Genomic DNA, 13,446 nt, shown 5'->3' with positions numbered 1-13,446 from the left:
CTATAGTTGCCATGACAGCGGATGCATTTGACGAGGATATAAAGAGGACGATGCAGGCGGGCATGAATGAACATCTGACGAAACCGATTGATATTAAGGTACTTATATCAACGCTGGTGTCACTTGTAACATCTGAATAGCCGATATTAAGGTTTGTTTGATGCGCACGCAAAAAAAATAAAAAAGTTAAAAAATATTGCAACAAAAATTCACCTTTACTGTTTATAAGGATGACGGAGAAAAAAATAATCGTCATCCCGGGAATATTAAAAAACAGAAAGGTGAATTTTTATTATGAGAAAAAAATTATTGATTATAATGATGACAGCAGTAATGGCAGCAACAGGTATTGGAGGTTCAGCAGCAAATATGGCTGGTGCATCAGGCGTTAAAGATGTAGCAGCAGTATCGGCAAAAACTGCTAAAAAGAAAGCACTTACAGCAGATCAGGTTTTATCAAAGATTAAGAAAAGTATGAAAACAAGCTATACATGTGACAATAAGTTAAAGATGAGTGATGGCATAACGTATTATGACCTTGACAAGTCAAAAGTTGAAAGTATGGCATATGAGGCAAACAGCAATTCGAGTATAAACATGGATGTGGCAGTAGTTGTTAAGGTAAAGAAAGGCTATGCAGATACGGCAAGGGCAAAACTTCAAAAATCACTGACACAGACTGTTGATTACAATAAACTTTACAATATGGACACATTGCGTGTAAATCAGGCAAGGATTTTTGTTAAAGGAAATTATGTAGGTATGTTTATTCTTGGCAAAAAAGCAAGTGATAAGCTCAGTGTACAGAAACAGGCAAAGATAGCAAAATCAGAAGCAGCCAAGATAGACAAGGCATGGAAATCTGTATTTGGCGGCAATGTAAAAAATTTTGCAAAGGTTAATTAGCAGCGGGAGAAGATAAATGGTTTTTTCGAGCATAACATTTTTAATGTATTTTTTGCCGGTGACTCTGTGCATATATTATATTGCACCTGCGAAACTAAAAAATACTCTTTTATTTATTTGCAGTCTTGTATTTTATGCGTGGGGTGAGCCGGTCTATGTAAGCCTGATGTTATTTTCAACGGCACTTGATTATACATGCGGACGGATGATAGATAAAAACAGAGGCAAAAAAACTGCAAAATTATTTTTGTTTATATCTGTATTTGTAAATCTTGGAATGTTATGTACTTTTAAATACAGTGGGATGCTGGCAGCAGGTGTACAGAAGATATTTCATTATTCTGTGCATGTGCCGGCACTTGCACTGCCTATAGGGATTTCATTTTATACATTTCAGACAATGAGTTATTCGATAGATGTATATCGGGGAGTGATTCCGGTACAGAAAAATATAATATCATTTGGTACATATGTTACATTGTTCCCACAGCTTATAGCCGGACCTATTGTCAGATATGAGACAATAGCAGGGGAGATTGATAAAAGAAAACATTCCACAGAAGATTTTGCATATGGTGTTAAGCGTTTTGTGTGCGGACTGACGAAGAAAGTTTTGCTGGCAAATAATATCGGCTTATTGTGGGAAAGCGGTTCAAAACAGGTTTTAAGCGGTGGCGGTTCAATGGCAACAGCATGGCTGGCACTTATTGCCTATGGATTTCAGATATATTTTGATTTTTCGGGTTATTCTGATATGGCTATAGGTCTTGGAAGAATGTTCGGCTTTCATTTTTGTGAGAACTTTAATTATCCGTTTATGGCAGACAGCATAACTGACTTTTGGAGGAGATGGCATATTTCAATGGGAAGCTGGTTCAGGGATTATGTGTATATTCCGCTTGGTGGGAGCAGAAAGGGAACGGTAAGACAGATTATAAATATAGGAATTGTATGGTTCCTGACAGGATTATGGCATGGTGCATCAGTTAATTTTATATTGTGGGGGATTTATTTTGGAATAATACTGATGGCTGAAAAGGTATTTATATTGAAATGGCTTGAAAAGATACCAAAAGTTTTCAGAAGATGTTACTCATATCTGCTTGTCACTATTAGCTGGATATTGTTTGCATGCACAAAGAAAGCAGAGGGTGTGGCATTTTTTAAGGCAGTGACGGGATTAGGAAAAAATGCATTGTGTGACAGGGAAAGCATGTATCTGATGTTTTCATATCTGCCGCTTATTGTGGTGTGTTTTGTGGCAGCAGCACCGTTTGGAAAAAATATATACAATATAATACAAAAAAGGTCAGATACAAAGTTTGCAAATGCTTCTGTTGCGGTATTTGATATCATGCTTTTAACATTTGGGATGTTTTTGAGTGTTGTATATCTTATAAGCAGTTCGTATAATCCGTTTTTGTATTTTAGATTTTAGACATGTTAAAAAATTGGCGGTGAGCCTTATAATGTACATTTGAAAATGATTGTTAGGAAATGGAGATTGACATGAAAAACAGAATCATTGCTTTTTATTTTGTTCTGATGCTTGTTTTTGGTGCAGTTTTAGAAACAATGACACCTGACAGAGAGTATTCTGAACAGGAAAAGAGAAATCTTATGCAGCGCAGTGATATATTAAAAAATACTGACAGGATGGGAAAAAAATTTGGAGATAATGTGGAAGAATATCTGACAGACCAGTTTCCAAAAAGAGATAATATTGTGACAATAAAGACAATGTCAGATATTATTATGGGAAAGCGTGAAGCAGGCGGGGTATTTATCGGTAAGAATAATTACCTTATTGACACATTTCCTGAATACGACAAAAAGATATTTAATAAGAATCTCAGAAATATGGCTGAATTTAGAAAAAGACTGGCACAAAATAAAATACAATGCAGGGAGATGCTCGTACCTGCATCGGTTGAAATCCTGAGTGATAAACTTCCGAAGTATGCCTGTCATATCAGCCAGAAAAAACTTATCAGTGAGGCGGGACAGAAAGTTCCGGGAGTTATAGATATAACAGATGTGCTTAAAGCACACAAGAATGAGTATATATATTATAAATCTGACCATCACTGGACGAGCGTGGGAGCTTATTATGCATATGTTGAATGGAAAAAATCACTTGGTATGAAAGCTAAACCGCTTAGTTCATGGAAGAAAGAGATACTATGCGATGACTTTAAGGGAACAACATGGAACAAAGTGAGCCTGCCGGGAAAAAAGTATCAGGATGAGATTATTGGATATTATCATAATAAAAAAAGAAGGGTTTCGTACAACAATGATTATTATGTCGCAGATTCGATATATGAAAACTCATATCTTAAAGGAAAAGACAAATATGGCGTGTTCTTTAACTCAAATCAGGTATTGACAACGATACAGGGCGGTGGAAAAAAAGGAAAACTTCTTTTGGTAAAAGATTCATATGCAAATACATTCGCACAATTTGTCATAGATGATTACAAGGAAGTGCAGATGATAGACATGCGTTTTTTCAGGGGAAATCTTGCATCATATGCGATAAGTAATAAATTTGATTATGTTCTTGTACTGTATGGCTGTAGCGGGTTTGCGACGGAGGAGAAGAGATTTTAGCAGGTTCTTGACATAACTGGTAAAAATAGGTTAATATATACGGCAGAGTGAGATTTAATTTGCAGTTCACATTTGTGTGAGTGGCATTATATTTAAGTCACATGAAGGGGTACACCACCGCGGGTGTATTTCTTTGTGTGGCTTTTTTTATTAAATTCGCAAGGCAAGAGAACTTGTTCTCTTGTAATTTAATAACGATAAAATCTTTTAGCGCAAAGTGCGGCAGATGCGAAGCATCTGGATTTTAGAGTTTATTACAAAAAAAGTTCCGCGGATGTGCACAGATGCGTAAAGTAATTAGTTGCAAAAAATATGCAACACGCATCTGGCACGCAAAGTGCTGCAAAACCTTTGAAAATTTAGAAAAAATAAAATTTAAGTAGGTTTGCCCACTTTGTTTTTAACATTTTAAATTCGCATTATAAATTATAAAGGAGAGCGATGTATGGTACATATTAACGGAAAAGACGAAAATGCAGCAGGTATGACAATTCAGAAATACCTTGATGAGAATGATTACACAGTTACGCACATTGCAGTTGAGTGTAACGAAAAGATTGTGGATAAGAGCGATTATTCAAGTTATGTTTTAAAAGATAATGATATTGTTGAAATAGTAAGTTTTGTTGGAGGTGGCAGTGGTATGTCAAAAGATACGTTTACATTAGGTGGAAAGGAATTTTCATCAAGATTTATATTAGGTTCAGGAAAATATTCAATGGAGCTTATCAAGGCGGCTGTTGAAAATGCGGGTGCACAGATAATCACACTTGCGGTAAGAAGAACAAACACAAAGAAAAGTGAAAACATTCTCGATTATATTCCGGAGGGTGTAACGCTTCTTCCTAACACTTCGGGAGCAAGAGATGCCAAAGAAGCGGTAAGAATAGCAAGAATGTCAAGAGAACTCGGCTGTGGTGACTTTGTAAAAATCGAGATAATGAAAGACAGCAAATATCTTCTTCCTGACAATGCCGAGACAGTAAAGGCTACGGAAATCCTTGCAAAAGAGGGATTTACGGTACTTCCTTATATGTACCCTGACCTCTATACAGCGAGAGACCTTGCAAATGCCGGTGCAGCAGCGATAATGCCGCTTGCTTCACCGATAGGTTCAAACAAAGGTCTTGCGACAAAAGAATTTATCCAGATAATAATTGATGAATCAGACCTTCCTGTTATCGTTGACGCAGGTATTGGAAAACCATCACAGGCTTGTGAGGCTATGGAGATGGGGGCAGCAGCTATCATGGCAAACACAGCTATTGCGACAGCAGGTGATATACCAGCAATGGCAGGAGCATTTAAGTCTGCGATTGAAGCTGGAAGAAGTGCTTATCTTGCAGGACTTGGAAGGGTGCTTGAAAGAGGGGCACAGGCGTCTGATCCGCTTACGGGATTTTTGAGAGATTGATGGGCGAAACTTTGTAAGATATTGAGGGACTGTGTCGGCTGAATGACAATAACGCCGGCATCCTTTCGTCGATTTATGATATTACATATAGGAAAAGAGGAAGAAAAATGGCTGAAAATCAATTTTTTGTGGATTCTGATAAATTGTCTGAAAAGGCTTTGGAGCATAAGCATAAGTTAGAGACTGATCCGTCCTGCCGTACGAATCACATGGAGTATATGGAGGGGATGGAGAGGATTGAGTCTGATATTATGGATAAAGTGCTTTCCCAGATGGATTCGTATGATTATGATAAATATACGGCTGTTGATGTGCGCAGAGCACTTAACAGTGAGACTTGCAGTGTTGAGGATTTTAAGGCTCTGTTATCACCTGCTGCCGCTCCGTTTCTTGAGGAGATGGCACAGAGGGCTAAGATTGAGACAAGTAAACATTTTGGAAATACGGTCTATCTGTTTACACCACTCTACATTGCCAATTATTGTGAGAATTACTGTGTTTACTGCGGTTTTAACTGCTACAATGATATTAACAGAAAGAAACTTAATGCTGATGAGATTGAACATGAGATGAAAGTCATTGCAGATTCGGGTATTGAGGAGATACTTATGCTTACGGGTGAGAGCAGAAGTGCGAGTGATGTTAAATATATAGGTGAAGCCTGCAAACTTGCCACAAAATATTTTAGAAATGTAGGTCTTGAGATTTATCCGGTAAACAGTGATGAGTACAGGTATCTTCACGAGTGTGGTGCAGACTATATAACTGTTTTTCAGGAGACATACAATTCTGATAAATATGAGACACTTCACCTTATGGGACATAAGAGAGTATTTCCTTACAGATTTGAGGCTCAGGAGCGTGCTATCATGGGCGGCATGAGAGGTGTCGGCTTCTCGGCACTTCTCGGTCTTTCTGATTTTAGAAAAGATGCTCTTGCAAGTGCACTTCACATTTATTATCTCCAGAGAAAGTATCCTCATGTTGAGTATTCACTTTCATGTCCAAGACTTCGTCCTATCATCAATAATGATAAGATAAATCCGCTTGATGTTCATGAAAAAGAGCTTTGTCAGGTACTTTGTGCATACAGGATATTCCTTCCGTACATAGGAATTACTGTTTCATCAAGAGAACAGAAGCATTTCAGGGACGGAATCGTAAAGATTGCTGCAACAAAGGTTTCGGCAGGAGTTTCAACGGGTATCGGTGACCATGAGAGCAAATATGCAGGCGAGGACGATGCCGATGCAGGAGATGAGCAGTTTGAGATTTCTGATGCAAGAAGTTTTGATGAGATGTATGGAGATATGGAAGATGAAGGATTGCAGCCTGTTCTGAATGATTATGTGTATGTGGGATAAGATAGAAGCAGGTATGATGCGTGAATGTCAAAAAAAGACAATGTCAAAAAAAGAGAGGGTGTCTGCAATTTTTGGATAATCAGTTTTAAAAGACATGGATAATGGTATAGAAAGATGAAAGACGAAAAAGTGCATGAAATATACTCAGATGATAATACAGACAAACTTTATAACACAAGCGAAGGTTACAACACAAACAAAGTTTATAACACAAACAAAGTTTATAACACAAACAAAGTTTGTGTGACAAACCGGAAACTTGTAAAAGCGTATGCAGAAAATACAGGAGAAGTTGGGCTAAGACCAGAATTTGCAAAAGCCTATGCGGAGAACTCAGGTGAGGTGGATACGGACACAGAATTTGTAAAAACATATGCAAAAAATACAAGCGAAGCGGACTATACAAAGAGAGGGGGAGAAATGTTCCAATTCTCTCCCTTTCTTGAAAAGATAAGCGAGGTTGTGAAAAAGAAACCTGCCTTTATCATACTTCGTGAAAAGGACCTTCCACCCGGCATATATAAGAAACTTGCTGCCAAAGTCCTTGAGATATGCAATGGTGCAGGTGTGCCATGTGTACTTCATTATTTTTATAAGGAAGCGATAGAGCTTGGAGTAAAAAAGATACATCTTCCGCTTCATGTTCTTGAGCAGATGGCTGAAAGTGAAAAAAATTATTTTGATATAATAGGTGTTTCGATACATTCAGTAGAGCAGGCAAAGAGGGCAGAGGAACTTGGAGCATCCTACATAACAGCAGGTCATGTATTTGTGACGGACTGCAAGAAAGGGCTTGCACCGAGAGGGCTTGGTTTTCTTAAAGATGTTTGCGAAAATGTTGATATAGATGTTTATGCGATAGGAGGAATCTCTGAGAAAAATATGGATGACTGTATATCTGCGGGAGCAAGAGGTGTCTGTATGATGTCTGGTTATATGAAATAATGTTGAGTAAAAGTGAATAAAAATTATTAAAATGTAATAAATTTTTTGTATCATATTGCCAAAACTGTGTAAATGCGATAAAATAAGAATATATAAAAAGAAAATCGTTTGTGAATAAAAAGCAAGCGATTTTGTTTTTTAAGAAATATATTTGAATAAACATTTTGAAGGTAAACTTAAAATCAGAATAGAAAAAATACAGAGGGAAGTTATGCTTCAAGATAAATTCAAATGGGAAAGGTGGAGGATAGATATGAGCTATATCAATACGAATGATTTTTGTACAGGATGTAACAAGTGTATAAGAAACTGTCCGGTTTTTCCGTCAAACCGTGCGGTTGAGACTGGCAAGGTTGATGTGGAAACTGATGCATGTATAGATTGTGGAAAATGTATAGATGTATGTAGTCATGAGGCGAGAGTTTATACGGATGATACTGATATGTTTTTTGAAGACCTGAAAGAGGGGACAAAGATTACTGTTGTTATAGCACCTGCATTTATTGCAAATTATCCGAATGAGTACAAAAAAATACTAGGGTATATCAAAAAGCTGGGGGTATCACACATTTACAGTGTGAGCTATGGTGCAGATATTTGTACATGGGGGTATTTGAGATATCTTGAGAGAACGGGGAAAAAGGGGATGATATCAAGTCCATGTCCTGCTGTTGTAAGTTATATTGAAAGATACAGGACAGAGCTTATTGATTCATTGATGCCGGTATATAGTCCGGTAATGTGCATGGCAAAATATTTAAGAAAATATGAGGGAAGCCGTGATAAAATAGCATTTTTATCACCATGTATAGCAAAAAAATCAGAGATAAATGATGCAAACTGCGAAAATCTTATCTCATATAATATTACATTTAAGAATTTTATGGAACACATTGGTGATGCATATAAGACAGCAGATGAATACAATGATGAACTTCAATATGGTCTTGGAAGTCTTTATCCTATGCCAGGCGGCTTAAAGGAAAATGTAAAGTGGTTCTTAGGTGATGATGTATCTGTAAGACAGGTTGAAGGTGAACATGAAGCATATAAATTTTTGGATGACTATAAGCCAAGAGCAAACGGACCCGTTATGATAGATATTCTTAATTGTGGAAGCGGATGTCTTTTCGGAACGGGAACACAGCCTGATATTGATGAGCAGAAAGTATATGATGAGATTTCAAACCAGAGAAAAAATGCAAAGCGGGAGGTAAAAAGGTCAAGATTTAAGGGCACAAAGATTTCTTCATGGACTAAAAATGCAGGTCCGGCAGAGCGCTATAAGGCTTTATGTGAACAGTTTAAGAAACTTGACCTAAATGACTTTATAAGGAATTATACTGAAAAGAAAATTGAGATGAAGACGCCGTCGGCAGCAGAGCAGAGTAAGATATTTAAAGATATGAACAAGACTACAACAGCAGAACAGTGTATAGATTGCGGATGCTGTGGATTTGACAGTTGCAAAGAGATGGTCAAGGCTATTTATAATGGAATAAACAGCAAGGAAAATTGTATTCATTATATAAAGAGTGTTGCCGAAAATGAGAGAGATGAGATAGGCAGGCTGCATCGGGAAGAAAAGGAAAAACAGGAAAGAAAAGATAGTATGATAGCTGATATAGTTGAGCGGTTTGACAGTCTTAGTATGAGTATTTCAGAACTGTCACAGGCAAATGAAACCTCAGCAGGTGAAGCTACTGATATGTCAAAGAGTATATCAGAAGTATCAGATAGATGTAATCAGTTGAATGAATCGCTTAAAGTTATATTAGAATTTATAGATGTATATAAAGCTACATCAGCAGATATTACAGGAATAGCAGGACAGACAAATATGCTTTCACTTAATGCGTCCATCGAGGCGGCAAGAGCTGGAGAATCAGGCAGGGGATTTGCGGTTGTTGCGGGACAGATAGGGTCATTGGCGGCAGAGACAAGAAATCTTATAACCAAAAACAATGCACAGGCAGATGAGACATTACCAAGAATGCAGCTTTGTATAGATGTTATAAAAAAACTTGTGGAAGAAATGGAAAATATAAATGAAAAAGTATCGACTATAGCTGCAACTACAGAAGAAATAGCTGCACAGAGTCAGAGCTTACATAAGATGTCAAGTGATATAGCAGAAAGTGTAAGACTTATATAGATTATATTAATGCTATATGTTTATTCGTAAATAATGCTAAAAGCTTTAAAATAAATATAGAAATATATATTATACGGAGGATATGGTATGAAGAAAGAAAATAATGAGAATAGTAAAACAGGAAAAAACAGCAATCAGAATGTAAAGTTTTTACATTCTCTTAAAGCAAAGATATTGCTGTTGGTATTTTGTGCAGTATTATTGACTGTTGGTCTTAATCTTTTGACGGTTATTCCGAAGTCATCGTCAAATATTTCAGAGCTTACATCAAATTATATTTTGGATGTTGCAACAGTTGCAGGTGAGGGGATTGACAATGAGATAAGAATGTCCTCATACAATTCAATCATGACAACGGGAAATCTTAAAAGGCTTGTTGCGGATGTATCTATAAATGGAATAGAAGGCAGTTATACATATGTAGTCGATGCAGATGGAAAAATGCTATATCATCCGACAGCAGATAAGATTGGTCAGAGTGTTGAGAATGAAGTTGTCAAGAAAGTGGTAGCGGGTTTAAAGAGTGGTGACAGACCAAAGCCGGAAGTTGTAGAGTATACATTTAATGGTGAACAAAAATATGCCGGTCTTTATGTAGGAAAGAACAAAGAATTTGTACTTGTTGTAAATGCAGGCAGGGCAGAAATCATGTCAAGTATTACAGCCATAGTATCAGCTACTATAAGTGGAAGTATATTTACGCTTATAGTATGTCTTGTTATCGCTATATTTGTCACAAGGCGTATAGTAGCACCTATAATACATGCAACAAATACGGTAAAGAAACTTGGTGAACTTGACTTTAGCGAAGATGCTTCGGCAGACAGAAGGATGCTTAAAAGAAAAGATGAAGTTGGAGTTATGATAAGGTCATTTGCAGATTTCAGAAATGTTATCGTAGATGTAATGACGGAAATTTCTTCTCACAGTGATAAATTACAGGAGGCAGCGGCAACTCTTAACAAGAGTGCACATGAGTCGTCAACTGCGGCTGAACAGGTTGAGACAGCGATTACAGGTATAGCAACCGGTGCTACTTCGCAGGCTCAGGAAACACAATCAGCAACCGAGAATGTTATGGTTATGGGAAATATGATTCAGGAGGCTTCCACAGAAGTAAGCATGCTTGGCGAAAATGCTTCGGATATGCATACGGCAAGTGAAAATGCAATGGGTATTCTTACAAAACTTGAAGAAATCAATTTAAAAACAATGGAAGCAATACATATTATAGGAGAACAGACACAAAAGACGAATGACTCCGCAGCAAAGATAAAAGTTGCAACTGATATGATTTCGGAAATTGCAGAAGAAACAACACTTTTATCACTCAATGCGAGCATAGAAGCCGCAAGAGCAGGTGAACAGGGACGAGGATTTGCCGTAGTCGCAAATCAGATACAGAAACTTGCCGAGCAATCTGCTGATGCTACTACGCAGATTACCGAAGTTATAAGTGCACTTATAAATGATGCTCAGGAGAGCGTACAGACTATGGAAGAAGTCAAGGAAGTAATGAATCAGCAAAATGAAAATGTGACAAAGACTGAACAGGCATTTAGAAGCGTTGAACAGGGAATTGCAAGATCAATGGAAAGTGTTGAAAGCATTACTGAAAAGACAAGAAAACTTGATGATGCAAGGTCGAGCGTTGTCGATGTTGTCCAGAGTCTTTCAGCCATAGCTGAAGAAAATGCTGCAAGTGCAGAGGAAACGTCAGCTTCGGCAAGTGAAGTCGGTTCTATTATGGATGATGTTTCAAACAATGCTAATATGCTTGACGAGATAGCAGCACAGTTAAATGCAAATGTTAAGAAATTTAAGATGTAAGTCAAGCGGATATTCACAATCCGTTCTGCTATTTTCTCATAACACTATCAGTTGCTATCACAGCATATCAGAAGGGGATTGTATTCCTCCTCGATAGTGTTAAAAGCCGCTAGTGTACTGTATCAATGATACAGTACACTAGCGGCTTTTATTATGTTATATAAATATGGTTAGAGCTGTCGATAGTCAATTTGAACAATTACTGATGATAGTGTGCGAGGAAATCCTTTAATCCGTCCATAGACTTTTCAAGCACTGAAAGCTGTGGAAGGTATACGATACGGAAATGGTCTGGACTATCCCAGTTAAATCCGCTTCCCGGTACGATAAGAACTTTTTTCTCACGCAGGAAATCTATTGCAAATTTCTCGTCGTTCATTATATTGAACTTTTTCATATCAAGTTTAGGGAATATATAGAATGCTGCTTTAGGTTTGACAGCAGATACTCCCGGTATATCATTTAATGCCTTATAAATAAAATCTCTCTGTTCAAAGATTCTTCCACCCGGCTGAATATAAGTTTCAACGCTCTGATATCCGCCGAGGGCAGTCTGGACGATGGACTGAGCCGGAACATTGGAACAAAGTCTCATATTTGAAAGCATATTTAAGCCTTCAATATAATCTTTTGCCATATCTTTTCGTCCACTTAAAATCATCCATCCGATTCTGAAACCTGCTATCATATGTGATTTTGAAAGACCGCTGAATGTTATACAGAAAAGGTCAGGTGCAAGGGATGCGATAGAAATATGTTTTTCGCCATCCATAACAAGCCTGTCATATATCTCGTCAGAAAAGATCATAAGCTGATGCTCTCTTGCAAGTTCAACAATCTGTTCAAGCACTTCCTTTGGATATAAAGCACCTGTAGGATTGTTTGGATTTATGATAACGATAGCTTTTGTCTTATCGGTTATCTTCTTTCTCATATCTTCGATATCAGGATACCATTCTGACTGCTCATCACATATGTAGTGAACAGCTTTTCCACCTGCAAGTGTGGCGGTAGCAGTCCAGAGAGGATAATCAGGTGAAGGAATAAGTATCTCATCGCCGTTGTCTAAAAGTGCCTGCATACAGAGATTGATAAGTTCGCTTACACCATTTCCTGTGTAGATATCATTTATCGTCACATTAGGAAGATTTTTAAGCTGTGCATACTGCATGATAGCTTTTCTTGCTGTATATATACCTTTAGAGTCAGAATAACCCTGTGAGTGTTCAAGTTCATGACGCATATCTATAAGAACCTCTTCAGGTGCTTCAAATCCGAAAGGAGCGGGATTTCCGATGTTGAGTTTAAGAATCTTTGAACCCTCGGCTTCCATGCGGTTTGCCTCATCAAGAACAGGACCTCTAACATCGTAAAGCACATTGTCAAGTTTTGAAGATTTTTTTAATGTTTTCATTTTTGTATATCCTTTCTGTGTTTCTATTTTGGATTTAATGTCATTTGGCATAGTATTTAAACTTTTATTATCGTTTTTTTCTGTAGTATGTGTATTTATATCCGCTGAATCTGTACTGTTGTGAAAGTTTTCAGACAGGATGTTTATATCTGTTTGAACTTTAGTGCCTGCTGCTGCCGATGGCTGTTTTGGTTCGGTAAGATTTTGAGGGACATCAAAACCTTGAAGCCACATGGGATTTACATCAAGTGCAAGACTTAAAATATTTAAAATATCTTTTCCTGGTTCGTTTTTACCATTGCAGTATTGACTTAAATAATTTTTGGCAAGTTTTACATTGTATCTTTCACAGTATGGTTTTGCGAGGTTAAGTACATCAACCTGTTTTAGGCCACGCTGTTTCATAATAAGATTAAGGCGTTTCGCCACATTTTCGGTTTTATTCATGCGTTACGCTCCTTTAATGCAATTCTGAAATTTTGATATAGTATAACATTAGTTCAAGAAAAGTTCAAGAGTTTTGACGGATAAAAACATTGTAAATATATTATAACAAAAAAGTTCAAAATAATTGAACTATTGAGGAAAAAATAGATGATATACAAAAATACATTATTGATGTATACTGTTTGTATCGTTTATACGGATTTATGCAGTTGTTAGATGTAGAAACATAAAAATATGGTTTAACACTATCAAGCAAGCAGCAAAGCGGATTGCGAATATCCGCTTGACAGAAAACAGGAGGATAGTGTGAAAAATAAAATTTTTCACACACAAGATTTGTGTCTGTGCACACTTGACA

9 protein-coding genes are annotated in these 13,446 nt (G+C 37.2%); 8 read left to right on the top strand and 1 reads right to left on the bottom strand.

Features of this window, described 5'->3' with window-relative positions; genetic code table 11:
* Positions 1–294 precede the first annotated feature (294 nt).
* The 8 genes from KQI69_RS02780 (at position 295) to KQI69_RS02745 (ending at position 11,227) form a co-directional block, all read left to right on the top strand.
* Positions 295–906 carry a DUF4358 domain-containing protein gene (locus KQI69_RS02780; RefSeq protein WP_216563760.1) on the top strand — a complete coding sequence of 204 codons (612 nt, stop codon included), beginning with the start codon at positions 295–297 and terminating at the stop codon, positions 904–906.
* Positions 907–922: 16 nt separating this feature from the next.
* A complete protein-coding gene (locus tag KQI69_RS02775) occupies positions 923–2,344 on the top strand; it encodes an MBOAT family protein (protein WP_216563759.1) in 1,422 nt (473 codons plus the stop codon).
* A gap of 71 nt (positions 2,345–2,415) precedes the next feature.
* Positions 2,416–3,519 carry a DHHW family protein gene (locus KQI69_RS02770; RefSeq protein WP_216563758.1) on the top strand — a complete coding sequence of 368 codons (1,104 nt, stop codon included), beginning with the start codon at positions 2,416–2,418 and terminating at the stop codon, positions 3,517–3,519.
* A gap of 445 nt (positions 3,520–3,964) precedes the next feature.
* Positions 3,965–4,933: a sulfur carrier protein ThiS gene (gene thiS, locus KQI69_RS02765; RefSeq protein WP_216563757.1), complete on the top strand. Its 969-nt coding sequence runs from the start codon at positions 3,965–3,967 to the stop codon at positions 4,931–4,933.
* A gap of 107 nt (positions 4,934–5,040) precedes the next feature.
* Complete coding sequence (thiH, locus tag KQI69_RS02760; RefSeq protein WP_216563756.1) at positions 5,041–6,297, top strand: 2-iminoacetate synthase ThiH; 1,257 nt, start codon at positions 5,041–5,043, stop codon at positions 6,295–6,297.
* Positions 6,298–6,411: 114 nt separating this feature from the next.
* Entirely contained in the window at positions 6,412–7,242 is an 831-nt protein-coding gene (locus KQI69_RS10370; protein ID WP_253288971.1) for a thiamine phosphate synthase, read from the top strand.
* A 253-nt stretch (positions 7,243–7,495) separates the two neighbouring features.
* A complete protein-coding gene (locus KQI69_RS02750; protein WP_216563755.1) occupies positions 7,496–9,397 on the top strand; it encodes a [Fe-Fe] hydrogenase large subunit C-terminal domain-containing protein in 1,902 nt (633 codons plus the stop codon).
* Positions 9,398–9,484: 87 nt separating this feature from the next.
* Positions 9,485–11,227: a methyl-accepting chemotaxis protein gene (locus KQI69_RS02745; protein WP_216563754.1), complete on the top strand. Its 1,743-nt coding sequence runs from the start codon at positions 9,485–9,487 to the stop codon at positions 11,225–11,227.
* Positions 11,228–11,426: 199 nt separating this feature from the next.
* Here the strand turns inward: KQI69_RS02745 and KQI69_RS02740 are convergent, their stop codons facing one another.
* Positions 11,427–12,641, bottom strand: coding sequence for an aminotransferase class I/II-fold pyridoxal phosphate-dependent enzyme (locus KQI69_RS02740; RefSeq protein ID WP_216563761.1), 1,215 nt, complete (start codon positions 12,639–12,641; stop codon positions 11,427–11,429).
* Positions 12,642–13,446: the final 805 nt, after the last annotated feature.

It is taken from the genome of Eubacterium sp. MSJ-13 (assembly GCF_018918235.1).
Lineage (GTDB): Bacteria > Bacillota > Clostridia > Lachnospirales > Lachnospiraceae > Butyribacter.
The sequence above is the reverse complement of the archived record's forward strand: the minus strand, read 5'-3'. Positions and strand labels throughout refer to the sequence as shown.

What these genes read in the sequence shown, in the direction of transcription:
- KQI69_RS02780 (WP_216563760.1), top strand. Translation starts at nt 295, where the DNA reads ATGAGAAAAAAATTATTGATTATAATGATGACAGCAGTAATGGCAGCA.
- KQI69_RS02775 (WP_216563759.1), top strand. Translation starts at nt 923, where the DNA reads ATGGTTTTTTCGAGCATAACATTTTTAATGTATTTTTTGCCGGTGACT.
- KQI69_RS02770 (WP_216563758.1), top strand. Translation starts at nt 2,416, where the DNA reads ATGAAAAACAGAATCATTGCTTTTTATTTTGTTCTGATGCTTGTTTTT.
- thiS (WP_216563757.1), top strand. Translation starts at nt 3,965, where the DNA reads ATGGTACATATTAACGGAAAAGACGAAAATGCAGCAGGTATGACAATT.
- thiH (WP_216563756.1), top strand. Translation starts at nt 5,041, where the DNA reads ATGGCTGAAAATCAATTTTTTGTGGATTCTGATAAATTGTCTGAAAAG.
- KQI69_RS10370 (WP_253288971.1), top strand. Translation starts at nt 6,412, where the DNA reads ATGAAAGACGAAAAAGTGCATGAAATATACTCAGATGATAATACAGAC.
- KQI69_RS02750 (WP_216563755.1), top strand. Translation starts at nt 7,496, where the DNA reads ATGAGCTATATCAATACGAATGATTTTTGTACAGGATGTAACAAGTGT.
- KQI69_RS02745 (WP_216563754.1), top strand. Translation starts at nt 9,485, where the DNA reads ATGAAGAAAGAAAATAATGAGAATAGTAAAACAGGAAAAAACAGCAAT.
- KQI69_RS02740 (WP_216563761.1), bottom strand. Translation starts at nt 12,641, where the DNA reads ATGAAAACATTAAAAAAATCTTCAAAACTTGACAATGTGCTTTACGAT.